21 protein-coding genes are annotated in these 25,369 nt (G+C 43.2%); 14 read left to right on the top strand and 7 right to left on the bottom strand.

Features of this window, described 5'->3' with window-relative positions; all coding sequences use genetic code 11:
- Window positions 1-4 precede the first annotated feature (4 nt).
- The 4 genes from ACFQZS_RS19280 to lepB all read left to right on the top strand — a co-directional run bounded on the left by ACFQZS_RS19280 (window position 5) and on the right by lepB (window position 3,205).
- Entirely contained in the window at window positions 5-349 is a 345-nt protein-coding gene (locus tag ACFQZS_RS19280; protein WP_377102676.1) for a hypothetical protein, read from the top strand.
- Window positions 346-1,062: a peptidylprolyl isomerase gene (locus ACFQZS_RS19285; protein ID WP_377102678.1), complete on the top strand. Its 717-nt coding sequence runs from the start codon at window positions 346-348 to the stop codon at window positions 1,060-1,062. The genes ACFQZS_RS19280 and ACFQZS_RS19285 overlap by 4 nt, the downstream gene beginning before the upstream one ends.
- A gap of 52 nt (window positions 1,063-1,114) precedes the next feature.
- Entirely contained in the window at window positions 1,115-1,894 is a 780-nt protein-coding gene (locus tag ACFQZS_RS19290) for an exodeoxyribonuclease III (protein ID WP_377102679.1), read from the top strand.
- 201 nt (window positions 1,895-2,095) lie between these two features.
- Entirely contained in the window at window positions 2,096-3,205 is a 1,110-nt protein-coding gene (gene lepB / locus ACFQZS_RS19295) for a signal peptidase I (RefSeq protein ID WP_377102680.1), read from the top strand.
- 248 nt (window positions 3,206-3,453) lie between these two features.
- On the opposite strand, the gene ACFQZS_RS19300 is transcribed toward lepB, so the two are convergent.
- Window positions 3,454-4,707 (bottom strand): alpha/beta hydrolase, encoded by a 1,254-nt coding sequence (locus ACFQZS_RS19300; RefSeq protein ID WP_377102682.1) that lies wholly within the window; start codon window positions 4,705-4,707, stop codon window positions 3,454-3,456.
- Between the two features lie 215 nt (window positions 4,708-4,922).
- Between ACFQZS_RS19300 and ACFQZS_RS19305 the strand changes: the two genes are divergently transcribed.
- From ACFQZS_RS19305 to ACFQZS_RS19325, 5 genes are all read left to right on the top strand, one after another.
- Window positions 4,923-5,609: a hypothetical protein gene (locus ACFQZS_RS19305; protein WP_377102683.1), complete on the top strand. Its 687-nt coding sequence runs from the start codon at window positions 4,923-4,925 to the stop codon at window positions 5,607-5,609.
- Between the two features lie 253 nt (window positions 5,610-5,862).
- A complete protein-coding gene (locus ACFQZS_RS19310) occupies window positions 5,863-7,425 on the top strand; it encodes a hybrid sensor histidine kinase/response regulator (RefSeq protein ID WP_377102684.1) in 1,563 nt (520 codons plus the stop codon).
- Window positions 7,426-7,430: 5 nt separating this feature from the next.
- Window positions 7,431-8,756 carry an ATP-binding protein gene (locus ACFQZS_RS19315; RefSeq protein WP_377102685.1) on the top strand — a complete coding sequence of 442 codons (1,326 nt, stop codon included), beginning with the start codon at window positions 7,431-7,433 and terminating at the stop codon, window positions 8,754-8,756.
- A 394-nt stretch (window positions 8,757-9,150) separates the two neighbouring features.
- Window positions 9,151-11,685, top strand: coding sequence for an ATP-dependent Clp protease ATP-binding subunit (locus ACFQZS_RS19320; RefSeq protein WP_377102686.1), 2,535 nt, complete (start codon window positions 9,151-9,153; stop codon window positions 11,683-11,685).
- A 143-nt stretch (window positions 11,686-11,828) separates the two neighbouring features.
- The gene (locus ACFQZS_RS19325) at window positions 11,829-12,224 is read left to right on the top strand and encodes a hypothetical protein (RefSeq protein ID WP_377102688.1); all 396 of its coding nucleotides are present in this window, start codon (window positions 11,829-11,831) and stop codon (window positions 12,222-12,224) included.
- A gap of 73 nt (window positions 12,225-12,297) precedes the next feature.
- On the opposite strand, the gene ACFQZS_RS19330 is transcribed toward ACFQZS_RS19325, so the two are convergent.
- From ACFQZS_RS19330 to ACFQZS_RS19345, 4 genes are all read right to left on the bottom strand, one after another.
- Window positions 12,298-13,110 carry an enoyl-ACP reductase FabI gene (locus tag ACFQZS_RS19330; RefSeq protein ID WP_377102689.1) on the bottom strand — a complete coding sequence of 271 codons (813 nt, stop codon included), beginning with the start codon at window positions 13,108-13,110 and terminating at the stop codon, window positions 12,298-12,300.
- 146 nt (window positions 13,111-13,256) lie between these two features.
- A complete protein-coding gene (gene recN, locus ACFQZS_RS19335; RefSeq protein ID WP_377102690.1) occupies window positions 13,257-14,909 on the bottom strand; it encodes a DNA repair protein RecN in 1,653 nt (550 codons plus the stop codon).
- 138 nt (window positions 14,910-15,047) lie between these two features.
- Window positions 15,048-17,135, bottom strand: a complete 2,088-nt coding sequence (locus ACFQZS_RS19340; RefSeq protein WP_377102692.1) for a M56 family metallopeptidase — start codon at window positions 17,133-17,135, stop codon at window positions 15,048-15,050.
- A 161-nt stretch (window positions 17,136-17,296) separates the two neighbouring features.
- On the bottom strand, window positions 17,297-17,665 hold the full coding sequence (locus tag ACFQZS_RS19345) for a BlaI/MecI/CopY family transcriptional regulator (protein WP_377102693.1): 369 nt from the start codon (window positions 17,663-17,665) through the stop codon (window positions 17,297-17,299).
- 224 nt (window positions 17,666-17,889) lie between these two features.
- Here ACFQZS_RS19345 and modA point away from each other — a divergent pair, with 224 nt between their 5' ends.
- The 4 genes from modA (at window position 17,890) to ACFQZS_RS19365 (ending at window position 22,180) form a co-directional block, all read left to right on the top strand.
- Complete coding sequence (gene modA / locus ACFQZS_RS19350; RefSeq protein ID WP_377102694.1) at window positions 17,890-18,660, top strand: molybdate ABC transporter substrate-binding protein; 771 nt, start codon at window positions 17,890-17,892, stop codon at window positions 18,658-18,660.
- A gap of 2 nt (window positions 18,661-18,662) precedes the next feature.
- The gene (modB, locus tag ACFQZS_RS19355; protein ID WP_377102695.1) at window positions 18,663-19,337 is read left to right on the top strand and encodes a molybdate ABC transporter permease subunit; all 675 of its coding nucleotides are present in this window, start codon (window positions 18,663-18,665) and stop codon (window positions 19,335-19,337) included.
- Window positions 19,334-19,957 carry an ATP-binding cassette domain-containing protein gene (locus tag ACFQZS_RS19360; RefSeq protein WP_377102697.1) on the top strand — a complete coding sequence of 208 codons (624 nt, stop codon included), beginning with the start codon at window positions 19,334-19,336 and terminating at the stop codon, window positions 19,955-19,957. Before modB ends, ACFQZS_RS19360 begins: the two co-directional genes overlap by 4 nt.
- A 300-nt stretch (window positions 19,958-20,257) precedes the next feature.
- Complete coding sequence (locus tag ACFQZS_RS19365) at window positions 20,258-22,180, top strand: tetratricopeptide repeat-containing sensor histidine kinase (RefSeq protein ID WP_377102698.1); 1,923 nt, start codon at window positions 20,258-20,260, stop codon at window positions 22,178-22,180.
- 48 nt (window positions 22,181-22,228) lie between these two features.
- Here ACFQZS_RS19365 and ACFQZS_RS19370 read toward each other — a convergent pair whose 3' ends face one another.
- The gene (locus ACFQZS_RS19370) at window positions 22,229-22,708 is read right to left on the bottom strand and encodes a hypothetical protein (protein ID WP_377102699.1); all 480 of its coding nucleotides are present in this window, start codon (window positions 22,706-22,708) and stop codon (window positions 22,229-22,231) included.
- A 185-nt stretch (window positions 22,709-22,893) separates the two neighbouring features.
- Between ACFQZS_RS19370 and ACFQZS_RS19375 the strand changes: the two genes are divergently transcribed.
- Window positions 22,894-24,090, top strand: a complete 1,197-nt coding sequence (locus ACFQZS_RS19375; protein WP_377102700.1) for a sodium:proton antiporter — start codon at window positions 22,894-22,896, stop codon at window positions 24,088-24,090.
- Between the two features lie 264 nt (window positions 24,091-24,354).
- On the opposite strand, the gene ACFQZS_RS19380 is transcribed toward ACFQZS_RS19375, so the two are convergent.
- Window positions 24,355-25,296 carry a manganese catalase family protein gene (locus ACFQZS_RS19380; protein ID WP_377102701.1) on the bottom strand — a complete coding sequence of 314 codons (942 nt, stop codon included), beginning with the start codon at window positions 25,294-25,296 and terminating at the stop codon, window positions 24,355-24,357.
- Window positions 25,297-25,369 lie beyond the last annotated feature (73 nt).

Here is a 25,369-nt window from a genome sequence, read left to right on the forward strand (position 1 = left end):
CACCATGACACCCGCGGAGATCAACAAGAAATGGAAAGAATTACAGGAACGCATAGCGCTTGATTTTGACAGCGATACGCCTGATGTTAAAGTGATGCTGTTTTTAATTGGCGTGCAGGAGTTGGGGCAGGGCCCCAAAAAATTCAGCAAGCGGCAAAAGGAAGAGCTGATGCATATTGCCACCTGCAAATTAATGAGCATGATGGGGTTTTATGAATTAGAGGGGCTTGACCAGGATGGCTGGCCACACTGGAAACTGATTAAAACCATACCCAACTACACGCTATTGGAGCAGGAGATGATGATGAAATCGTTAATAATAAGCTATTTTGAAGAGTTAGAAGGATGAAAAAGGTATTTGCCCTTTGTTTGTTATTCATCGCATTTAACAGCTTTGCCAAAAGGCCCAACTATTATGTTCGTATAAAAACTACTTATGGCGAATGTATTATAAGGCTATATAACGAAACGCCTTTGCACCGCGATAACTTTATTAAACTGATTAAAAAAGGGCATTACAACGGCACGCTATTTCATAGGGTGATACAAAACTTTATGATACAGGGCGGCGACCCCGACTCGCGCAACCCGGCCAAAAACAAACCCGGCATGGAGCTGGGTAACGGCGATGTTGGTTATACCGTCCCTGCCGAGTTTAGAGACAGCCTTTTCCATAAACGTGGCGTATTGGCTGCCGCGCGCGATGACCTGCCGAGCAAAGCTTCAAGCGGTTGCCAGTTTTATATTATAGAAGGTAAGCGCTTTACTGATGAGGAGTTGGATAAGCTTATTCAAACCCGTTTAAAAGGAAGGCAGATCCCTGCTTCGCAAAGAGAGGTTTACAAATCGGTGGGAGGTTCGCCTCACCTGGACCAAAACTATACCGTTTACGGCGAAGTGGTGAGCGGGCTGGATATGGTTGACCTGATTGCCGCGGTGAAGAAAGATAAAAATGACCGCCCACTGGCTGATGTAGCTATGACGGTATCCCTTTTGAAAAAGCGGGAGCGCAGACAGCTGGATAAAATATTGCCCCCCAACCCCCTAAAGGCGGAGCGATAGTTTTCTTATATTAGCCCGCTAAACAAATTCCCCCTTTAGGGGGTCAGGGGGCATGAAGATCATTACCTATAACGTTAACGGCATCCGGTCGGCTATCAGCAAAGACTGGCTGGCATGGCTGCAGGCTACCAATGCCGATGTGGTTTGCCTGCAGGAAATTAAGGCTACGCCCGATGTGCTTACCGATCTGCACCTGGTTGAGGCTTTAGGCTATCAGCATTACTGGTTCCCGGCGCAGAAAAAAGGGTATAGCGGTGTGGCTATTTTAACCAAGCGAATCCCCAATCATATTGAGTACGGTTGTGGCATTGCTGATTTTGATTTCGAGGGCCGCTGTATTCGCGTTGATTTTGACGAGGTATCTGTAATGAGCGTTTATTTCCCATCGGGATCAAGCGGCGAGGAGCGGCAGATCTTTAAGTTCCGCTTTTTGGATGAATTTGGTAAATATTTAACACTGCTTAAGGTAGAGCATCCCCGCCTCATCATCTGTGGCGACTATAATATTTGTCACCGCCCTATTGATATTCATAACCCAAAATCAAATGCTAATTCATCAGGCTTTTTACCCGAGGAGCGCGAGTGGATGGAGAATTTTATCGAATCGGGATTTGTAGATACTTTCAGGCATTTGAATAAGGAACCGCATAATTATACATGGTGGAGCTTTCGTGCTAACTCCCGCGCTAAAAACCTGGGTTGGCGCATTGATTATGCCATGGCCAGCAAAGAGCTGGAGGAGAACATAAAGCGCGTAGCCATTTTACCGGAAGCCAGGCATTCAGATCATTGTCCGGTTTTGCTGGAGATGGAGTTCCCCCCAGCCCCCTAAAGGGGGAGCTAATATCTGTTTTGTCATTGCGAGGTACGAAGCAATCGCACGTAGAAAAGCGGCTATGCAAAGTTCGCGATTGCTTCGTACCTCGCAATGACACTTTTTGTTATGTCATTCTGCATTATCGTTTGAATGACAGCTTTTTACTTGTAACAATTCCTCCCGCCCGCAGTCCAATCTCTAACCAAACCCTTGCTTATGAATTGGAAGCTCAATTTTTTCAGGAAAAATAACACTCAACCTAAGGCCAAAAAAAGCAAAACCCGCGAGTGGGTAGATGCTTTGGTGTTCGCGCTGGTGGCATCAACTGTAATAAGGGGACTGCTATTTTCGGCCTATGCTATCCCATCGGGATCTATGGAAGGCACGCAACTTCCGGGAGATTATTTGTTTGTTAGTAAGATAAGCTATGGGCCGCGGATTGCCATTACCCCAATTGCATTTCCGTTTACCGAGCCTGTTGTTGGCGGCGTAAAAACTTATTGGGGCGGCATACAATTACCTTACATGCGCCTGCCGGGGTTTTCATCACCCCAAAAAGGCGATATAGTGGTTTTTAACAAACCCGACGAAGCCGGGCCGGAATATAACATACCTATTGATGAGCGCACCACCTTAATAAAGCGCTGCCAGGCCACACCCGGCGATGTACTGACGATTATAAATTCTCAGGTTTATATTAATGGCAAGCCCATGGCTAACGCGCCTAAGGCCCAAACATCCTACGCCGTAGTTACGGATGGAGCAGAGCTTAACCCCCAAATGTTAGCCGATATGCGCATTACCGTACGCCAGCAATTCAGCGCTAATACGTTCGAGATGATCATTCCCGGCGAGCAGATGGCGGCTTTTAAAAGTATAGCCAATATAAAAGGCGTTCAACCTATTGTGCAGCCAGCTGGGGTGTATGATGCTGAAATATTTCCGCATAACGACCATTTTAAATGGAATATGGATAATTACGGTCCGCTTAAAATGCCTGCAAAAGGCTGGACCATAGCGCTTAACGACTCCACATTTGCCTTGTATCGCCGCGCCATTGAAATGTATGAAAATAACACGGTGGACGTAAAAGGCAAAGACATCTACATCAACGGTAAGAAGGCCAGCACCTACACTTTTAAAATGGATTACTACTGGATGATGGGCGATAACCGCCACGACTCGTTAGACTCGCGTTTCTGGGGCTATGTGCCCGAAGACCATATAATAGGCAAGGCAAAGGTAACCTGGCTCAGTACAGACTCAACCAAAAATCTTCTAAACGGCGGCATCCGCTGGGACAGGTTGCTGCGTCCTATAAATTGAAGTATAGCATAATAGGGGCTACCATAATGTTAGTAAGTTAAGATTTGTCATTTCGAGCGATAGCGAGAAATCTATACACACTTACTCCGCCATGCTTAGCAGGTGTATAGATCTCTCCTTGGGTCGAGATGACATTCTCGCTGACTTATCGTTAACGTAATCACATCGGACTATCGGGTTTATGCATCCAGCCAGCCGCATTGTAACGAGCATTTGCCTAAGCAAGCGCAATAAGCGCCGGCTTCCTCTTACTTACTAAACACCTCTATCAAAACTTCCTTGCCGCTCTTTATATCAACTATATAATCCCCCTTATCACCCGGGCGTTTATGCGAAAAAACGCGCTGCTTATAAATACTTGGCGATAGGTCGCGTTTGCGGATGTAGTCTGCCCAGGCTTTTTTATCGTCGTCTGTCAAAGTATTGCGACTCTGTTTATCCATCATGCTGATCATAAATGGTTCGCGCGAGTTGCTGGTCCAACGGGTAGCATCCTGCCTGACTTCAACTTTATAGCGGCCCTCAGCTGGTCCCTGGTTTTTGGGTACTAAAAACCGGCCCAATTCGCCCGTTCCGGTATTTCTGATGAAAACAATTGCTGGTGGGGCATCTTTATTATCTACAGGAGTAAATATCACCATACCATCCAGCAAAGGTGAGCCATCTAATTTAACCACACCCGCCAGGCTGATCTGCGGTTTTACGCTAAGGTAACCGCCTCCGGTCATCCAGTTATGCAACAGGGTTGTCCATTGGCCAAGCACTGGGTCGCCCAGGGCGAAGCCGGTGCCGTGTATGCCATTCCTGAAAAAATGCGCTTCCACAGGTACGTTTGCCCTATACAAACGGGTGTACATATCCAGCATGCCGGTTTGGCTGCCCCGGTCTTCCACCGTGCCATACATAAATGTTGGCGGCATAGCGGCTAATGCGGCCTGATCTGTATTGTCGGTAATGCGGGTAGAGCCATAACCCAGGATCAAAAAGTTGGGCTTTGATGGCATTGTGCTTAACATATCTGGCGCGTTGATCTTTATAGGGTTCAGTGCCATATCGGCTATTAATGTAGCGCCGGCAGAAAAGCCTATCGCGCCAACACGGTCAGGCGATATTTTATAATCATCGGCGTGGGCACGGATATATTGCATACCCCGCTGCCCATCTAATACCCATTCGTTACGGGTATAAATTGGCCTTAACCTGTAGCGTAGTAAAAACGCGGTAATGCCGTGTTCTTTTAGCCATTGGGCAATTAGCACACCCTCATGGTCAACCGCGCGGATGGTGAAACCACCGCCGGGTACCACCAGCACGGCAGCGCCGTTACGTTTTGCCGCTTCAGGGATAAAGGGAATTACAGCAGGTTTATCTTCATCGCTCGAGCCTGTAGCGCCGGGTGCGCCGGCGGGCCATAAAAGTATCGGATCGGCCAGTTTTTGGGCAGCGGCGTTAAGCGAAATTGCTGTAATAGCCACAGCAAATAACAATCGGGAAAATTTCATTTAAATCAGGTTTATAAATAAAGTTAGCAAAATCCCGCCTATATTAATAACGATAATGCATGATAGCTTTATTACAATTTAATTAGTAGAAGTTAGGCGAGCGAAAGACGGGTGTCGGTTTTTAAACCTAAGGTTATCAATATATTATCTTAATGTTATTAATAGGTTAAGTTTACGTGTTCTGTGTTTATGCTGATAAGAAATAATTAATTTTCATGCTAAATCTGGTTCGCATAATGATAATTATACTCGTCGCGATTGTTTCAGAAATTCTGCTACTGCTGTTTTTTTATACCATTATACCTAAAAACATCCCGGTAGTATTTTGGGCCAAGGTTGAGCTTTTTTGGGTGCTGATATCATTTATGGGTGTAATTTATGGCACTATAGAGGTGTTGGGTATAGATAAAAAGGGAGAGTACGACGAGCGACTGGATGTTGCCCGTTTGGAATTTCAGGAAGCGCAGATCCTATTAGGAGAACATGTCCCTATGTTTAATTTAACAAAGGCATCAGAAGGGCAGCAGGTAGGTTTAGCATGGTTCCATAAAGTAGCCGACCTGATGGATGAGGGCTATGAGTCGCCACGCTGGGAAGGGTTTGTAAATTACACCGAGGGTTTTGTTTTTAAAAGCAAGGAGTTCCCGGTTAAACCCCGTTCAGAAGCGTTGCGCTATGCCTGGCCGGCAAACCCCGATTTTAAAAGTGATGACATTGCATTTAAAGAGAACATAAAGCTTTTTGCCGATAAGCTGGAAAATAGTGAACGTGAAAAAGAGCGTTTGAAAAAGCAAGCCCCGGATAGTACACCCCATACACTGCCACGTTACTGCATCGCGCTGATCTTTTTAGTTGGCTTATCACTTAAGATATTAAAGATCCGCCACGAGGCGTATAGGTAGCCTGCAGTTTGCAGTATCTAGTTCGCAGATGCCAATTTTAATTTGCATAATCAGGTGGATATCACTATTAAACGGCCTTAGTACTGCCGTGCCCACTGCAAACTGCCCACTGAAGACTTACTACTGCAAACTGAAATTTGTAAACTATAATAAATATTCAGATAGTTTATTAACTTAGGCAACATTTTTATTACGAAACTAACGCGCCGCCAATTTCGTAAATAACCTAGTAAGCTGTTTTTTAAACCCAATTATGAACGAAGTGAACACTTCCATTCTCATTATAGATGATGAGGAAATGGTGCGGGACAATATTGCCGATATATTGATGCCGCAATCGTCTTTTGAAGATTACGATAACATGAACGACGCCCTTGACGTGTTATTTGACGCGCCAAAGCCCATATTGGCAACCCGAACGCCCGCCATTCCCATTTTTACTGTAGATAAGGCTTCCAACGGCACCGAGGGGATAAGAATGGTAAAAAAAGCGGTTGAAGAGCGGCGCCCGTACGCTGTTATCTTTCTTGATATGCGCATGCCCGGCATAAGCGGACTGGAAGCGGCAGTAGAGATAAGAAAACACGATATGAAGGTGGAGATCATCTTCATTACCGCTTACAGCGACCGGTCTATTGATGAGATAGTGGAGCAGGCCGGTCAAAACGTGGGTTACCACTGCAAACCTTACGCACCCGAAGAGATTATACAGATAGCAACCAAAGCGGTAACAGATTATAATAAGCTGCGTAATCTGGAGAAACTGATAGAATCTATTTCTACCATCGGCCTTAACAAAAACCAGCTAAACTCGCTGTTAAAAAACATACTGGACCAATTGGCGGGTTTTGTTGATACAGACATTGCATTAATAGGTAAGCTGCATGATAACCTTACCTACGAAAAGATACTGTCTATAGGCGCGTTGGAAAATAATGTGAATATTGATGAGCTGATAGCGAGGGTACAGAAGATAGATGTGCCCGAAGACGAGGTTGTGCAGATAGATGAATTGTTTTTAGCCAGAATGGACGACTATATTGTGTTTGCCATTTTGAAAAAACAGGAAAGGCTAAAGGTGGAGAAAATGTACCTGCTAAGGCTTTTTGTACAAAATGCCGCGCAGGCCATACGCAATGCCGAACTGAATGAAAAACTTATTCAGAATGAAAAGCTTTCTGCCGTAGGGCAGGTAATAGGTATGGTAATGCACGATCTGCGGTCGCCTATAAAAAGTATTACAACGCTTACAGATTTTTTACGACGCGATGGCGTGGAGAGCCAATGGGTAGGTTTAATAGACCAATGTGCGGAGCAGGCATCAGAAATATTTGATGATTTTCTGGATTTTATAAGAAACGAGCCGGTAAAAAAATCTGCTATCCCTTTGCTTAAAATTGTAAAGGATGCCGTAGCCACCAACGAAGGCCGCCCGGGATTGGAAACCGTTACCATACAGGTTGATGTTGCTGATGGCCTTATGGTACAAGGCGATGAGAGCAAATTACGCCGCGTATTTAGCAATTTAACTGCCAACGCTGTAGATGCGCTGCATGACCGTAAAGTGGCGAATGGAAAAGTAAGCATAAGCGCCAATGTTGCTGGGAATAGTGTAAGCATACAGGTGCAGGATAATGGCCCCGGTATTCCTGCAGAAATTCAGCGGACACTTTTTGACCCCTTTGTTACCAAGGAGAAGCAAAAGGGCACAGGTTTGGGCCTGGCGATAGTAAAGCAATTTGTTGTAGCGCACGGCGGTAGTATTGAGGTTAAGAATGATCCGGGCGCTGTATTTACCTTAACCCTGCCCCTGTAAACCAAATGAGCCAAACTTCTGAAAACAATGCAGGCCAGGTAGAAAGTGCGCTACTGCGCACCCTGATAGATAGCTTGCCCGACGTGATCTATGTAAAGGATGATAAGGGACGAAAAATAATTGCTAACCACGCTGATGTAGCCTCTTTAGGCTTATCAGGCGAAGAGGAGGTAATAGGTAAAACTGACCTTGAACTGTTGGAGGGGAGTGTAGGCGAACGGTGTTACCGGGATGATATGGATATTATAAGCACCGGCAAGCCTATAGTTAATAAAGAGGAGTTTTTTTTTGATGCCGATGGCAAACAACAATGGCTGTTAACCACAAAGATACCCGTACAGGACGCGGGTGGCAAAACAAGCCATATACTGGGAATAGGGCATAACATTACCCGGCGAAAACAGCACGAGGAATCGTTGAGGAAACTGAATGACGAATTAAGCAGTCAGACAGAAGAGCTAACCAAGCTGAATGAACAGCTTACCCTGCAAAAAGAACAGGAAACAGAGAAGGCGATAGCACAAGGTAAGTTTGAGATCGCATCAGAAATACTGCACGATATTGGTAATGCATTGGTAGGCTTTGGAGCATATCTTAATCGCATTAACCGCATTTTAGAAAAAGGCAATCTTAAAGCGGTAACTAACCTGTCGTTGTTTATTGGCAACCAGCAAGGGGTGCTTGCCAACGCGTTAGGTGCCGATAAGGCCAATGCTTTACTTGCACTTACCGAAGGAATAGCCAAAACGCAAACAGAAAATAATGCCGAGTTTTCGGCCTCGGTGAATGAGTTGCTTAATATTACCGCGCACATTCAGGAGATATTAAATATCCAGCGGCAATTTGTAGCAGGCCGCGAAGGGCAGCAGCAGCGCAAGCCGGTAAACCTGGTTAACATCATTAGCGATTGCCGTTCAATGTTGCTGGCATCATTAGAAAAGAAACGCATAAAGCTGCATGCCAACATAGCGCCCGGCACTTTTATTATAAAAGGCGATCATACCAAATTGATGCAGGTGATATTAAACGTGCTAAAAAACAGCGTTGAAGCCATTGATATGGAAGCGGATGAAAAAGATATCAATATATCGCTGCGGGCAGACGGCACTTTAATTGAGCTAAAAGTTAAAGATAATGGTAAAGGCTTTTCGCCCGAAACAGGCGCGCGCCTGTTTGAGCGGGGCTTTACCACTAAAAGCAACGGTACGGGCCTCGGTTTATACAACTGCCGCTCAATTATTGAAAGCCATGCCGGGGAGTTTAATATAGCAAGCCCGGGTGTAGATCATGGCGCCGAGGTAAATATCGTATTTAATCAGGAAGAGAATTAGCGGTAAAATTCGTTTATTTCATTCCGCTTAATACTGCCACCGCCAGCCGCCCACTGCAAACTTAAGCATACCGCCTTTCTGTCATACTACTGACTATTTGCCCTGTTATTCCCCAAAGCAGGCAAATAATGCCGTATGTGTTAAACTTTACGTGTTAATATGTATCAAACAAGCAGTTAACATGTATTAAATGTAAAAAATCAACACTCGTTAACTATTTTTAACGTAAATACTATTGCACAAAGTTTAACTTTTAATAGATTGCACATCATAATAATGTCTGTTTTTGGTTGACTAAAAAAGCTGGCAATAATATTGTTGATAAGTTGGAAACACGCGTCATAACATCTAAAAACATTTTGGTATATTAGGGCGTATTAACATAGGAGTATATATGGAAGCTAAATTTTCGCCGCGGGTAAAGGATGTAATACAATACAGCAGAGAGGAAGCCTTGCGCCTTGGGCACGACTATATAGGTACAGAACATCTGCTACTGGGGCTTATAAGGGATGGCGACGGGGTGGCTATTAAGCTGCTTAAGGAACTGGCTGTTGATACAGCAAGACTGCGCCGTTCTGTTGAAGATGCAGTTAAAGGAACTATAGGAACTAACGTACATATCGGAAGCATTCCGCTTACCAAGCAAGCCGAAAAAGTATTGAAGATAACTTACCTTGAAGCTAAAATTTTTAAAAGTGATGTAATAGGTACAGAGCATTTGCTGTTGTCTATTCTTCGCGATGAGGATAATATCGCCTCGCAGATATTGATGCAGTTTAATGTTAATTACGAGATATTTAAAGGCGAAGTAGAATCGCACAAAAATAACGTAACCGATGAAATGCCGGGATCACCTACAGGTGGTGATGATGACTTTAAAGAAGAAGAAGCATTTAATCAGCCTAAGAAGGTATCAGACATAAAATCAAAAACACCGGTATTAGACAATTTTGGCCGCGATTTAACCCGCGCTGCCGAAGATGGCAAACTGGACCCGATTGTTGGAAGAGAGAAAGAAATTGAGCGGGTATCGCAGATCTTATCGCGCCGTAAAAAGAACAACCCTATTTTAATAGGTGAGCCCGGCGTTGGTAAAAGCGCCATTGCAGAAGGTTTGGCCTTGCGTATAGTGCAGCGTAAAGTATCGCGCGTTTTGTTTAACAAACGTGTAGTTACGCTGGATCTGGCATCGCTGGTAGCGGGCACAAAATACCGCGGCCAGTTTGAGGAGCGTATGAAAGCCGTTATGAACGAGCTTGAAAAATCTCCGGATGTTATCTTATTTATTGACGAGATCCACACTATTGTGGGTGCAGGCGGTGCTTCAGGCTCGTTAGATGCATCAAACATGTTTAAACCGGCTTTGGCCAGGGGCGAAATACAATGCATCGGTGCTACTACTTTAGATGAGTACCGTCAGTACATTGAAAAAGATGGGGCATTAGACCGTCGTTTCCAAAAGGTAATGGTTGAACCGGCCACACCTGATGAAACGGTAGAGATATTGACCCGCATAAAAGATAAATACGAAGAGCACCACGGTGTAACTTACACCCAGGAAGCTATTGAAGCCTGCGTTACTTTAACCACACGCTATATTACCGACAGGTTTTTGCCTGATAAGGCTATTGACGCGTTGGATGAGTCAGGCTCGCGTGTGCACTTAACCAATATCCACGTTCCGCAGGAAATATTGGATATTGAGAATAAAATTGAGCAAATAAAGGTAGAGAAGAACAAGGTGGTACGCAGCCAGAAGTATGAGGAAGCGGCCAAATTGCGGGATACCGAAAAGCATTTGCTTGAAGAATTAGAGCAAGCCAAAGGCGTTTGGGAAGCCGAAACAAAATCAAAGCGTTACACCGTAACAGAAGAAAATGTTGCCGAGGTGGTATCTATGATGACAGGCATACCGGTACAGAAGGTAGGCCAGGCTGATAGCCAGAAATTGCTCAACATGTCTGAAAAGATAGGCGAGAAAATTATCGGTCAGAATGATGCGGTTAAAAAGCTGGCCCGTGCCATACAACGTACGCGTGCCGGACTGAAAGATCCTAAAAAGCCTATCGGCTCGTTTATATTCCTGGGCCCTACAGGCGTGGGTAAAACCGAGCTGGCAAAAGAGCTTGCACGCTTTATGTTTGATACCGAGGACGCGCTGATACAGATTGATATGAGCGAGTACATGGAGAAATTCGCGGTGTCTCGTTTAGTGGGAGCGCCTCCGGGCTATGTTGGCTATGAAGAAGGCGGACAATTAACAGAGAAAGTACGCCGTAAACCATACGCTGTTGTGTTGTTGGATGAGATTGAGAAAGCTCACCCGGATGTGTTCAATATACTATTACAGGTATTGGATGAAGGACAGCTGACCGACTCATTGGGCCGTAAGGTTGATTTCAGGAATGCGATCATCATTATGACATCAAACATCGGCGCACGCCAGTTGAAAGATTTTGGCCAGGGCGTAGGTTTTAGTACCAACGCGCAAAACAGCCAGAGCGACGCGCATGCAAGGGGAGTGATTGAAAATGCTTTAAAACGTGCCTTCGCTCCGGAGTTTTTGAATCGTATTGACGATGTGATCGTATTCAACTCATTGGGTAAAGAAGAGATCTTCAAGATCATTGATATCGAATTGGCTGCGTTGTTTGGCCGTGTTCATAGCTTGGGCTACAAAATTGAGTTGACCGATGAGGCAAAAGAGTTTATTGCCGATAAGGGTTACGACTCGCAGTTTGGCGCCCGCCCGCTTAAACGAGCTATCCAGAAATACCTGGAAGATCCAATTGCCGAAGAAATTTTAAAAGGCGAGTTGGGTGATGCCGAGATAATGGTGGTTGACTACGACAAGGAAGCCAACGAGATAAAAGTGACCGGCAAAAAAGCTTCGGGCAAAAAGCCTAAGCAGGAAGAACAGAATTAAGTTAACTGATAATATACTACCAGGCCTTCCCGCATAGCGGGAGGGCTTTTTTTTGTCCGGTTGTACAAAATTTAAAAAATTAAAACCAATGGCTAAACCTTTTGGTTCAAATTAAATCATACAGTTAAATAATAGCACATACTATGAAAAGAAGTTTATTTATAGCAATAGCCATGATGTTTGTTGTGGCTATATCATCTTGTACAAAGAAGTACGTTACACCTAATACAAATGTAACAGTAAAGGGTACGGTAAAGGCGAGTTCGTGGGTTTTAAGTGCCGACGGTAAATCGTATGAATCCGAGATCCTGGTAGCCGACCTGGATAACTATTATAATAATGATGGGGCCGTTTTGGTTTATGGATCATTTGGCACTGGTGTTTACGAGCAAATTCCGCAGGTTTATGATGGTATATCTTATAGCTATTATCACAAAACAGGTAAAATTGTGCTTTATTCCCAAACACCGGGTAACACGCCTGTAAAACCGTCTACAGATTTTAACGTTAAAATTGTGTTGATAGATTCTGTCTATTAACCTGCACTGCACAAAGAAAAAGCCCTTTCGATTCATCATCGAAAGGGCTTTTTCTTTATCAATTGATATACAATTATTCTCCCATTCTTTCTATTACCTCTTTAGTTACTCCGGTAAAAGAGAAACCACCATCGTGGAACAGGTTCTGCATGGTTACCATGCGGGTAAGGTCTGAGAACAACGACACGCAGTAATCAGCACATTGATCTGCATCGGCATTACCCAACGGACTCATTTTCTCTGCGTAGTTAATAAAGCCGTCAAAACCTTTAACGCCTGAGCCTGCAGTAGTGCGGGTTGGCGACTGTGATACTGTGTTTACACGCACTTTCTTTTGTGTACCATAAAAGTAACCGAAGTTGCGTGCAATGCTCTCTAAAACAGCCTTGTTGTCAGACATGTCATTATAATCAGGGAATACACGCTGGGCCGCGATGTAGGTTAGCGCCACTACAGATCCCCATTCGTTTATCGCATCCATTTTCATGGCGGCCTGCAATACGCGGTGCAGACTTAATGCCGATATATCAAAACCCTTGTGGGTAAAATCATAATTGTTTTGGGTGTAAGGGATAGCCTTACGCACGTTTACGCTCATGCCTATAGAGTGCAGGACAAAATCAACGCCGCCACCAAAATGGTCCATGGTTTGGGTTAGCAGATTGTTAATGTCGTCATTATTGGTAACATCGGCACCAATAACAGGGGCGTTGCATTCTTCAGCAAGTTTATTCAGTTCGCCCATACGTAATGCAATTGGAGCGTTACTCAATACAATTTGTGCACCTTCTTCAACCGCGCGTTGCGCAACCTTCCAGGCAATAGACTGCTCATTCAATGCACCGAAAATGATGCCTTTTTTTCCTTTTAATAAATTATAAGCCATTTATTTAAGTTTGATTATAATGGGGCAAATGTATGTAATTATTTAAATAGTATAATAGGCAATTGTGGCCGCTTAACGATATTAAAAGCCCGTAGCAGACGAGCACAAGTTAAACACTAAGCCGCCATCGTTTCCCCTACAGGGGGTTAGGGGGCCAACAGTTCCCTCGCGTTTTGCAATGCGCTCTCACCTGGTTTATCGCCGCTCAGCATTTTGGCTATTTCCATCACACGTTCATCATTATTCAGCTGCTTTATGCGGGTGTAGGTACTTGCTGCCTTATCATCTTTATATACGTAATAATGCGCCTCGCCTTTGCTGGCTATTTGTGGCAGGTGGGTAATGGTAATTACCTGTAAGTTGTGGGCCAATTGCTGCATAATAATGCCTACCCGGTTAGCAACCTCGCCGGATACTCCTGTATCTATCTCATCAAAAATGATAGTAGGTAGGGCTGTATTTTTTGCAATGAGCGATTTGATAGCCAGCATCAATCGCGAAAGCTCACCGCCCGAAGCAACTTTACTCATCTCGGCCAGTGCATGACCTTTGTTGGCCGAGAACAGGAAACGAACGGCATTAGCGCCATCTTTATCCAGCTCGGTATCGCTTAAATTAATACTAAGCGCGGCGTTACCCATGCCCATTTCTGACAGGCTTTGTACCACCTGCTTCTCTATCCCGGGTATGGCCTTAGCACGATTAGCTGATAACTGACCCGCCAGCCGCTCCAGCTCTTTTCTTTCAGCCGCTAATTGCTGCTGTAGTTTTTCAATGGCTTCATCGCCAAAAACAGCTTGTTGTATTTTGGCTGATAGCTCTTGCTGTAATTCCAGCAACTCTGCATTGCTGCTTACGCGATGCTTTTTTTGCAGGTTGTAAATAATGGTAAGCCGGGTGTTGATCTCCTCTGCTCTCGCTTCGTCAGTGTAGGTGCGCTGTTCAATATTCTCAACTTCGGCGGCTATGTCCTTTAATTCAATAATTGAACTATTTATACGCTCACGCAAGCTATCTATATCTGCATTATATTTACCAGCCGTTGCTAACTGGTTCATCGCCTCGCGTAGTTGCAATAGCGCTGCGGTCTCACTATCCTGCAATAAAAAACCTGCGCTTAACAGGTTGCGCTTAATTTCTTCGGCGTTGTTAAGCGTGTAAAGTTCCTTTTCTAATTTCTCCTGCTCATCGGCAACAAGCGACGCCTTTTCTAATTCATCAAACTGAAATTGATAGTAATCCAGATCAGCTTTTGCTTTTTCACTTTCTTCTATCAGTTGCTTTAAGCGGCTACCGCCTTTTTTATACTGACTGAATTTTGTACGATAATCATCCAGCAAAGCAGGGTGCTTAGCTACAGCATCTACCACCATTAATTGAAACAGCGGGTTGTTGATGTCCAGCGTAGCATGTTGCGAATGGATATCTATGAGTTTCTCGCCTAATGTTTTTAAAACGGTAAGATTAACAGGCGTATCGTTTACAAATGAACGGGATTTACCATCGGCAGAGATCTCACGGCGCAAAACGGTTTCTGCCTCGTAATCCAGATCGTTCTCCTCAAAAAAAGCCTTTAAATGGAACTGGTCTATCTTGAACAAACCCTCAATAATGCATTTTTTTTGCTGATTGAAAAAGTAACGACTCTCTGCCCGCTGACCTAAAATAAGCGACAGTGCTCCCAACACGATTGATTTACCCGCGCCTGTTTCACCGGTAAGGATATTCAGGCCCTTGTCGAAAACAATTTCCAGGTCATCAATTAAAGCGTAATTACTGATACTTAGCTTTTGCAGCATATAAAACGGCTTCTGTGTTTTAGGTTACTAAAGTACAAAAACCTCTGTTTTGTTCAGGTGATGCAGAAATTAAATCTAAAAAATAAAGGACCGGCGTACGGGCCGGTCCTTATCAAACTAAAAATATAACTGATCTAATTATAAGGGCTTTGTAACCTCGGATTTTGCCGCGGGTGCTTTAGTAGCTTCTTTAGCTTCCGGCGCTTCTTTTACTTCTGGTTTTTCCGGCGCTTCCGGTTTTTCAGGTAGCTCAGGTAGTTCTTTAAGCTCTATCACTTTCTCCACCTCTTTCAGGTTTTCGGGTCTTTCTTTAACCCTTTTGAGTACTTGCATTGTACGTTCAACAACTTTTTGTTGAGCTTTTTGCCAAGCCGGATTATTGATCATTTTCTCAATTTGCACCTGCTGTTTTTTAAACGCCGGGCTTTTTATCATTTTCTCAATTTGCACCTGTTGTTTTTTAAACGCCGGGCTGCCTGTAGCTTTTTCAACCTCCACCATATATTTTTTAAACTCTTGGCTGTTAATCATTTTATCGTTTTCTGCCAGTTGTTTTTTAAACTCGGGACTATTCACCATTTCTGCAGCTTTCAAACCAAATTCAATGCTTTTCTGTATTAGCTCGTCCCTACGTGCGTCAGAATCTGCATTCTTATAATCCTTTTCGATATCCGCCGCCTGTTTTTCAATATCAGCCTGTATCTTTTTCCATTCAGGGTTTTCAAACCGCTTCACCAATTTCTGGGCTTGCTTTTCGATATCCGCCTGCCTCTTTTTCCAATCCTTATTTTCAAACTTTTTGGCCATAGCCAACGCTTGTTTTTCAAAGGCAGCGGTATTTTTTTTAAATGCTGCGCTTTCAAAATACCGGTTCATTTCTGTAAATGCGGTATCGTTACCCAGCTTGAAGGCAAGATTGTAGTCTCTGCGCACATCTATCTCATTTTTTATGTCCAAGGGCAGATCAGCGGCTGAGTTGTATTCTTTGCGCATGCCATTTTCATCCTCAATAATGATCTTATATTTTCCCGGCTTTTTAGTGGTATCGCCCAGGTCAGAAAATGTTGCATCGGGGTACTGAAGGGTAAGCTTATGTTTTTTTGCTTTTAAAGGCGATGCCGTATTTGTAGCAATTGGTTCAGCTGAGGAAATATCACCACCGGATGTAAATGCTGTTAACATTTTTATTGTAGGATCAAGGTTTTTTACCTTCAGTTTTCCGTCTTCAACTTTTGGGTTAAGCCAGGCTATGCTGGTAATGCCCAAGGTAAGCGCCAGTACAGTTACCAATACAGGGCGAATATTTATGGTGTGTTTTTTAGTTTTCATGATTCTTTCAATTCTGTTAAGTAATTCAAATTTTCGCTTACCGGTAGCGGCAAGGGCCAGTTGCCATTGGTATTGCTTGTTTTCCTCTAATTTTAGCAGGGTTTGCGCGTAAATAAAGGGTCTGCTGGTAGTCTCAATCACCAGGTCATCGCAGCTATGCTCTCTTTCCTCGCTGATAACTTTGCTTATCAGCCGGGCAAAGGGGTTAAAGAACAGCATAATGCCTATAACCTGTTGAATAAAATTATGAAGGTAATCGTTGCGTTTAACGTGGGCCAGTTCATGCAACAGTATAGCTTCAACTTCTTCCGTATTTAAATAGCAGGATATAGATATCGGAAGCAGTATTATTGGTTTAAAAAAGCCGGTTATGCACGGCACATCAACCCATTCGCTAAACGCTGCCTCTACCTTAGTTTTCAGGTTTAATTGAGACGACAGCTTGCGGATTGACGTAGCAAATTCTGTTTGCGTAACGTACTTTCTTATCTGGTAAATGTTATTCCAGGCAAAAGCCAGTTTAAGGGTATTAAATACAAGGCCAACCACATATAAAACCGTTACATAGGGCATGTAACCGGCAATTGTTACGTAGTATTTATTAACCGGAACCTGTGTGCCCGCGTCAATTATACCGGGTAGCGCTAACACATTCAAAGTAACAGGTTGGGCCGACTGCCATTCGTAATTAATTAGCTGTAAAAACAAAGTATATAAAAACCATCCTAAAACACCCGTCAATGCGGCAAAAGCTACACGGTATTTAACTGCCGCAGGAACGTGTGGTAAAACCAATATAAATATGCGTAACAGCATGTATATTATTAAACCCTGCCACAGCGAATGAACCACTGTAATGCCTAAAACCTGACTGATGTTATAAAACAGATTTTCCATGATCTTTACCTTATTTCGGATTTCGAATATTCGATTTCGGATTTGTTTAATGAGCAGATGGGAAAATGTACCAGCGACCTGAACATGTGTTAGATCTATATACCATTCAACTTTTTAACTAATCTTTAATCTCTAATTAACTAATCTCTAATCACCAATCACTATTCCTCAAATTGCTTTAAATATTTCCTTATAGCATCTAACTCGTCGTTTGATGCGCGGTGCTGCCCCAGCGCCTGTATCACTAAATCGGCTGTTGAGCCTTTAAATACCGTATTAATAATTTTATCAACCGCGCTGCTTTGTGCCTGTTCCCTGCTTATTAAGGCTTTATACAAGTGTGTTTTGGCCGTAGTGTCGCGCTCAACCAAACCTTTGTCGTGCATTATCTGCATCAACTTTAGTGTAGTAGTATAACCGGCATCTTTGCTTTTTGCCAGTTCTTCGTGCACGTCGCGTACGGTACATTGGCCCTTTTTCCAAATCACCTGTAAAATTTCCAGCTCGCTTTCTGTGGGTTTTAGTTCCATAATTATTTCTATACGAATATCTTCGTACAAAGATGTACGATTGCTTTCGTATATGCAAGAGAAAAATGAAAATTTTTAAAAATATTTTTATTTAGTTTTGCGTTACACCTATAATATAGTTGCCTTAAAGGGTGATTTGTTACGGGGGCATAATCAAAAAGAACGGAAAACAGACGATCCTGCTTCCATTGCATTTTATTAAAATTATAGTTTAATACTTAGCCATGAGGTTTCAGGGTCTGATTTATATGGTAAAGCGCTGCGGGATAATTTCGCTTATCGTTTTTCTTCAAATTACAACCACCGCTGCGCAGCCCTTACGTGTTGCAGTTGCAGCAAATCTTCAAAGTGCCATAAGTGCATTGCAGGCAGATTTTAAAAAGAAAACCGGTATGGCTATTGAACCAATTATAGGCTCATCAGGAAAGCTGGTAGCTCAGATCAAAAACGGTGCGCCGTTTGACCTGTTTCTTTCTGCTGATATGAGCTTCCCCGAAACTTTGTACAAAGAGGGGTTTACCACAGCACAACCGGTAGTTTATGCTTATGGCAACCTAATAATTTGCAGCACACAGGATATTGGTTTTGTTAATTGGCAAAGGGTTTTACTTACGCCTGCGGTAAAGAAAATTGCCATTGCCAACCCGGATGTGGCGCCCTATGGCGCCGCGGCAAAAGAAGTTTTGCAGAAAGAGGATATTTTAAGCAATATTAAATCAAAACTGGTTTTTGGCGAGAGCATAGCCCAAACCAATACCTATATAACAACTGCGGTGGTTGACGTTGGCTTTACCACACAGGCATTGATCAATGATCCCGCCAATACAACAAAACTCTACTGGAAAGCCATTGACCCCAAAACTTATACACCCATACGGCAAGGAATGGTGCTATTAAAACGCGCCGAAAGGAATGCAACAGCTATAAAGTTTTACCGGTATTTGCTAACTGCAGATGCAAAGCAGATATTTAAGAAATACGGCTATCGCATATAGTTATGGATCTATCTCCAATTTGGCTCACGTTAAAACTGGCCGCAATAACAACGCTGCTGTTGTTAATTGTAGGTTTGCCGCTTGCATGGTGGCTGTCGTCAAAAAGCCGGTCGGTATTTAAGCTGGTTGTAGAAGCGTTGATCACTATGCCGCTGGTTTTACCACCATCAGTATTAGGTTTTTACCTGTTGCTGGCATTTAGTCCGCAGCACGGCGTTGGTAAATGGTTGCAGGACACTTTTGATATACAGCTTGTTTTTTCCTTTAAAGGATTAGTGCTGGCTTCTGTAATTTACAGTATGCCTTTTATGACAGGGCCCATCAAATCAGCATTACAGCAATTGCCGCAATCATTGGCGCAGGCCTCGTATACATTGGGTAAAACGCAATGGCAAACATTTAAAAGCGTATTGCTGCCATGTATCAAACCATCCCTGGCAACAGCCCTGGTGCTCACCTTTGCGCATACCCTTGGCGAGTTTGGTGTTGTGTTAATGATAGGCGGAAACATACCCAATGTTACCCGTGTTGCCTCCATCGCGGTTTACGATTCGGTGGAGCGGATGGATTACGCGTCGGCAAATAACTATTCGCTTATTTTATTCGCGCTTACGTTTGTTATGGTGATAGGCGTTTTTATGTTTAACAAATATCAAGCTAAAAGCCCCTTAGAATGATTGATGTAAACATTGAAAAAAGGCTAAAAGGATATTCAGGCGCGGGAACCCTGAAAGTGAAGCACAAATTTGCTGCAGGCAGTGTTACCACCATACACGGCCCATCAGGTGCCGGTAAAACTACTTTTTTAAAGATAGTTGCCGGATTGGTACAGGCCGATGCTGGTATGATTACCGCTAATAATGTTACCTGGCTGGACACGGGGAATAAGATCAACCTCTCGTCGCAGGCCAGGCGGGTTGGTTTTGTATTTCAGGACTACGCGCTATTTCCCAATATGTCTGTAATGCAGCACATGCAGTTTGCTACTACCGATAAACCCTGGATAGATAAACTGCTGCATTTAGGCAAATTAGAAACGCTAACAATACATAAGCCGCACCAACTTTCGGGCGGGCAACAGCAGCGCCTGGCAATAATACGTGCGCTGGCTATAAAACCACAAATTATATTAATGGATGAGCCTTTTTCAGCGCTGGATAAAGCCATGAAAGCTGAACTGATGGATGATCTGGGGTCAATTTTTTCTGCCCTGTGCGCAACTGTTTTGATCGTAAGTCACAATCCTGACGAATTAGTCAGTATTGTAAATGAAGAGCTTTATATAGCAGGGGTTTAGGCTTTTTCAAAAACGCTTTTTCGGCTCTCTGCACTTCCCAATAGCATAAAATGAGCACCAATTTTCTGTAAAATTTTCTGTAATTTTTTGATACAGAGCACAAAAGCTAATATTTTATTTATTAATAATATTTTAAAGAATTATATTTGGGCGAAATAAATTATCAGAGGCACTGCGTCTCCTACCTAAGAACCGTTCATGCCGTTGTCGTTACGTTGCCGTATTTTAACGGCGTTATTGTTTTGTTTATTCGTTGTTTTGTGCTCCTGTAATAAAAAGGTAGGGCAGCAAAATGGGCTATTGCAAAAGCGATTTCAAACCATTGATAGTTTGTTTAATGCCGGCAAACCAGATACCGCCCTTAACTTGCTGAAAAATGCTCGTCCGGATATTAAGAGCGACGATCCTCTGTTAAGTACCTACTACTGCTTCATAGCCGAACATAATTTGACAGACACAGTAGCGCGCGTGTTATACGCGGACAGCGCGGTGTCTTTTTTTTGTCATGATGCCCGGCGCGAAAAATACCCTTCGGAATACGCAAGGGCGCTTTTGATAAAAGGCGACGTTTGTTTTGCTATAAAAGAATATAGTACGGCTCTTCAAAATTATGATAATGCACGTAACGTAATGGGCAGCAAGGGCGATGATGGTGTACTGGCGGGAAAAATGGCCAATATTTATTTCGGGCAGGGAAACTTTGAGGTTGCTGCACGTTATTGGACGAAGAGCTTTCGTCAGTTAGAAAAATCCCCTGCCGGGTACACTCCACAGCATTTATTTTACCTTAAGCAAGGCACGCTTGACAACGCCGGGATCACCTACGAGCGGATGAATAAGCTGGATAGCGCGATATATTTTTATAATCTTGATCATGCCCTGATCAACGCAGCCGAGACAGACGGCCGTATCAATCAGGAACAGCTAAAAAATGCGCGCATTGTGTTGTATGATAATCTGGGGGGTGCATACTTAAAACAAAACAAATTAGATTCGGCAACCAAATACCTTACTACAGCTGCCGCGCTACCGGCAAAAGATAGTAATGGCCTGCGCATATCATTATTTTTAAAACTTGCCCGGCTTTATCAGTTAAATGGGAATGACAAGGAGGCCGCTGCATCCTTTGAAAAAAGTTATCAGCTGTTAAAACTTTACGGAAAAACCAATGCCCGGGCTAAAGTTTTTTGGTATAAAAACTATGCAGAGTTTATGTTCAAACAAGGGAATGCTGCAAAGGCCTATCAATATCAAACGGAATATATAAGATTAAAAGACTCGTTAGACAGCAGTTTTGATAAGCTGCGCAGGGTAGACGTTGAAAAGGAGTTAAATTTAATTGATCAGCAAAACCGCCTTGAACGCCTTATGCAACAAGCGCGTATTGAGCAATTGTATGTTACCGCAATTAGTATTGCCGCTGTTGTGGCATTGGTGGTTATTATTATAATTGCCCGCATATTAAGGCAAAGCCGCAAAAATCATCGCGAGGCGCAAGAGCGAAACGTTAGTTTAAAAATAACTATGCAGGAACTGGAGCATGCCAACAAAAATATAACCCGGATAATGCGTGTTATGGCGCACGACCTGAGAACGCCGCTATCCGGCATAATAGGCCTCGCATCCGCTGTAAATGAGGATAAGCACCTAAGCAGTGATAACAAACATATGGTGCAGTTAATTGAGAATACCGGCACCCGCACTTTAGATATGATAGACGAACTGTTAAGAACGGGGCTATCTGACGAAAAAGAAAATATTGAAAAAAAACCGGTGGACTTGAAGATATTGCTTAGCGACTTAATTGAGCTATTGCAGTTTAAAGCCGACGAGAAACAGTTGAAAATAAATTTTGATAGTACAGAAACCATCGTTGCTGAAGTAAGCTACGAAAAAATTTGGCGCGTATTTAGCAATATAATAGCCAACGCCATAAAATTTAGCCATCGCGGCGATACCATACAAGTAAATTTAAGTAAGAAGCCGGGGAGCAAGGTGGTTGTGGTTAGCGTTGCTGATAATGGTATTGGCATAGCGGAAAAAGAACACAACGAGGTTTTTGAGATGTTTACCGAAGCCAAACGCGTAGGAACCGACGGAGAAAAATCGTTTGGATTAGGTTTAGCTATTTCTAAAAGAATAGTGGGCTTGCATAAAGGACGAATTTGGTTTGAAAGCCAGCCTGAAAAAGGCACCACCTTTTATATTGAGTTGCCTGCCTGATAAAATTGCCTGTACTGCGCTAAACCTGCACAGTACAGGCAATTATCATTAATTCATCTCCTGAACGTTTGCAGTTAGTTTTACAGCAGGTTGTCCGGTAGTGCTCATCATTGATACTTCGGGTACCACTACCTTTACTTTTCCGTTAGTAACGGTAACTTGTGCCTTAACGCCAACACTGTTGTAGGCATATGTGCCGCCTGGACCGCCTGCAGACAATTGAAAATTATTAGCGTTTAAAGCTGTGCCTAAACCAACCAACTCGTACGAGCCACTTGTTGTTGGCGCGGTTTGAAATGTAAAGTTGATAGAATTTACTGTTGGGCTAGCCCCTACCGGCACTGCATCCCAAATGCTGAGCAGCGTGGTTGCCGTACCACCACTGGTAGTACCTTTGTTAGATGCAACAGCTTTGTATGTTGTAGAGCCCAACGTCCAGCTACTTTCTACTGAGGCCGCAGTATCGTTTTTTTTGCATCCCGCTGCAAACAGTGCCAGCGTAATTACTAAGATAAATGCTTTTTTCATGTGTTTATGTTGTTTAAAGTGATTTATACAAAACACCGTTTTTAGCAGTTGGGCAGCAATAACGCAAATGCAGTAATTAATTGTCTTTTAACCGCCCTTAGTTTAGAAAATCGCTTTTTTAAAACATTATCCGGTTAATTACCTTAAAAAAGTATATTGCATTTTAGGTATTTAACCAGGAAACTATGACGGTAGGGATAATATTGACATTGTGTATTTTAGTTTTACTTGCATATATTTTTGATTTCACTTCGGCAAAAACCAAAATACCCTCTGTAATATTGCTTTTAGGGCTGGGCTACCTGGTTAAGCAATTGTGTACACTGTTTAACGTGGTGTTATTTGACCTGCGCGGGGTTTTACCTATACTGGGTACTATAGGGCTTATATTAATAGTTTTAGAGGGCGCCCTTGAACTGGAATTAAGTAAAGAGAAATTATCGCTGATTGGTAAATCAATCTGGGTAGCCCTGTTGCCAATTGTCGTTTTGTCGTTCGGTGTTGCATTTACCATGCATTATTGCTTTGGTTACGGCCTGCACCGCGCTTTGGCAAATGCAATACCATTATCAATAATAAGCAGCTCAATAGCTATACCCAGCACGCGTAACTTCTCGCAGGGGCAGCGCGAGTTCGTAATTTACGAAAGCAGTATATCTGATATTGTGGGCGTAATTTTTTTCAATTTTATTACACAACATACCAGCTTTGGCGTGTTATCATTCAGTTTATTCTTTGTAGAACTTATAATAATAGTAGTGGTCTCTTTTGTAGCCACAGGAGCTCTTTCATTTCTGCTCAGCAGGCTTCAGCACCATGTTAAATTTGTTCCTATTATGTTTTTGGTGATACTGGTGTATGAAATATCAAAGGTTTTTCATTTACCGTCGCTGGTATTTATACTGGTATTTGGCCTGTTTTTAAATAATCTGGATAAAATAAAGCATCTGCATTTTATTCAAAATCTGCAACCTAACCTATTGAGGGTGGAGGTAAAGAAATTTAAAGAACTAACCATAGAGGCCACGTTTTTAATAAGGGCTCTTTTTTTTCTGTTGTTTGGATACCTGATAGAAACGGAAGAATTGATAGCAACTGATACCTTGGCATGGTCTGTAGGTATCACTGCCGGTATATTTATAGTACGTGCTCTCGTTTTAAAGGCAGCTAAATTACCATTGATGCCATTGGTTTTTGTAGCGCCGCGCGGACTCATCACCATCCTGTTGTTTCTTTCGCTGCCTTTAACGCTACAGATACCTTTAATAAGCCGGCCAATGGTTATACAGATAATCATCCTGTCGGCGTTGGTGCTGATGGTAGGGGCTTTGTTAAACCGAAACCCCGTAGCACCAGGAGCCACCGCTGAATATCCCGCATAAAACTATTACAGGTGTAGCCGTATACGGGTGATTGCCCAACCTGTATACGGCTACACTATATTTGTAATGAACTATAAAACAATAACTTAGTGCAATTAGCTTATTTTTTATTGACTTTAATTGGTTAAAAAACCGGCAATACAACCACAGGATGTATACACCCTGCATAGCAAAATGTAGTCTTTTAATTGCTGTTTTTGGGGTAATAAAAATGGCCTCACCCAAAAGGGCAAGGCCATCAATTATTAACAATTTCGGTTGCGCTTAATTTTTAACCGGCTTGTAATCGCTCCATTGCGCCACGCCTTCGGGTTCGGCGTTTTTCACTTCTTCGCTTTTTATTTTGCTCATTTCCTTGTCCAGTTTTTCTGTGGCCTTAAGCTCTTTGTTGAAGTCGTCGGGTAAAACCGTGTGCCCTTTGGTTTCATTAGCTTGCGCTATAGGGTCGGCAACGTAAACCCAGTTTTTACCCATGCCCGGCATTTCGCCTTCGTTCCATGGGCCGCGTACGGTACCGGCTGATAGGTTGTAGGCTTGCTGCGTAAATCTCGGATCAGCAGCCAGCACGCCCGGAGGGAAATTGTTTTCTATACTGTTTAGCGCAGCTTCAAACATTTTGTAATGCGCCACTTCGCGGGTCATTAAAAACGAAAGGGTTTCATGGATATACGGATCGTCAGTAAATTTCATTAAATGTTCGTAAACCAGTTTGGCCCTTGACTCTGAAGCCAGATTGGTACGCAGATCGACGGTAAGATCGCCATTAGAATTTACGTACGACGCGCACCACGGAATGCCCTGGCTATTGCGGGGAGTTACTCCACCGCCGGTTATCACCGCAAACTGTGGGTTGGCAGTAAGCGCCTGGTGAATAATGTTTTCTTTAGCTGCCTTTCCTTCCATTACTTGCATTATTTCAGAGCTATCGGCAGCATTTTTCAGCTCCCCGTTAACGCCTTTTAGCAGCATTTGAATAGTTGCTCCAACAATCTCAAGGTGGCTAAATTCTTCGGTGGCAATGTCCATAAGCATATCATACTTATCCGGGTGTGGAACTTTAGCTCCGAACGCTTGGGTAAAGTATTGCATGGCAGCGGCCAACTCCCCATTTTCTCCGCCGAATTGCTCTAACAGCAGGTTGGCGAAACGCGGATCAGGGCGGGACACCCTGGCATTAAATTGTAAGTCTTTAACATGGTGAAACATAGCAGATGATTTTTTAATTGGAAATTTTTTTAATTAGAAGTAGAATATGTAAGTACAACTATATGGAATGAGT

Source organism: Mucilaginibacter calamicampi (assembly GCF_042676765.1).
Taxonomy (GTDB): Bacteria; Bacteroidota; Bacteroidia; order Sphingobacteriales; family Sphingobacteriaceae; genus Mucilaginibacter; species Mucilaginibacter calamicampi.

Excerpts from the sequence above, each read along its gene's own strand:
- ACFQZS_RS19290 (WP_377102679.1), top strand. The coding sequence starts at position 1,115 with ATGAAGATCATTACCTATAACGTTAACGGCATCCGGTCGGCTATCAGC.
- ACFQZS_RS19345 (WP_377102693.1), bottom strand. The coding sequence starts at position 17,665 with ATGGAACTAAAACCCACAGAAAGCGAGCTGGAAATTTTACAGGTGATT.
- ACFQZS_RS19280 (WP_377102676.1), top strand. The coding sequence starts at position 5 with ATGACACCCGCGGAGATCAACAAGAAATGGAAAGAATTACAGGAACGC.
- lepB (WP_377102680.1), top strand. The coding sequence starts at position 2,096 with ATGAATTGGAAGCTCAATTTTTTCAGGAAAAATAACACTCAACCTAAG.
- ACFQZS_RS19380 (WP_377102701.1), bottom strand. The coding sequence starts at position 25,296 with ATGTTTCACCATGTTAAAGACTTACAATTTAATGCCAGGGTGTCCCGC.
- ACFQZS_RS19320 (WP_377102686.1), top strand. The coding sequence starts at position 9,151 with ATGGAAGCTAAATTTTCGCCGCGGGTAAAGGATGTAATACAATACAGC.
- ACFQZS_RS19325 (WP_377102688.1), top strand. The coding sequence starts at position 11,829 with ATGAAAAGAAGTTTATTTATAGCAATAGCCATGATGTTTGTTGTGGCT.
- modB (WP_377102695.1), top strand. The coding sequence starts at position 18,663 with ATGGATCTATCTCCAATTTGGCTCACGTTAAAACTGGCCGCAATAACA.
- ACFQZS_RS19340 (WP_377102692.1), bottom strand. The coding sequence starts at position 17,135 with ATGGAAAATCTGTTTTATAACATCAGTCAGGTTTTAGGCATTACAGTG.
- ACFQZS_RS19285 (WP_377102678.1), top strand. The coding sequence starts at position 346 with ATGAAAAAGGTATTTGCCCTTTGTTTGTTATTCATCGCATTTAACAGC.
- ACFQZS_RS19330 (WP_377102689.1), bottom strand. The coding sequence starts at position 13,110 with ATGGCTTATAATTTATTAAAAGGAAAAAAAGGCATCATTTTCGGTGCA.
- recN (WP_377102690.1), bottom strand. The coding sequence starts at position 14,909 with ATGCTGCAAAAGCTAAGTATCAGTAATTACGCTTTAATTGATGACCTG.
- ACFQZS_RS19375 (WP_377102700.1), top strand. The coding sequence starts at position 22,894 with ATGACGGTAGGGATAATATTGACATTGTGTATTTTAGTTTTACTTGCA.
- modA (WP_377102694.1), top strand. The coding sequence starts at position 17,890 with ATGAGGTTTCAGGGTCTGATTTATATGGTAAAGCGCTGCGGGATAATT.
- ACFQZS_RS19300 (WP_377102682.1), bottom strand. The coding sequence starts at position 4,707 with ATGAAATTTTCCCGATTGTTATTTGCTGTGGCTATTACAGCAATTTCG.
- ACFQZS_RS19360 (WP_377102697.1), top strand. The coding sequence starts at position 19,334 with ATGATTGATGTAAACATTGAAAAAAGGCTAAAAGGATATTCAGGCGCG.
- ACFQZS_RS19310 (WP_377102684.1), top strand. The coding sequence starts at position 5,863 with ATGAACGAAGTGAACACTTCCATTCTCATTATAGATGATGAGGAAATG.
- ACFQZS_RS19315 (WP_377102685.1), top strand. The coding sequence starts at position 7,431 with ATGAGCCAAACTTCTGAAAACAATGCAGGCCAGGTAGAAAGTGCGCTA.
- ACFQZS_RS19370 (WP_377102699.1), bottom strand. The coding sequence starts at position 22,708 with ATGAAAAAAGCATTTATCTTAGTAATTACGCTGGCACTGTTTGCAGCG.
- ACFQZS_RS19305 (WP_377102683.1), top strand. The coding sequence starts at position 4,923 with ATGCTAAATCTGGTTCGCATAATGATAATTATACTCGTCGCGATTGTT.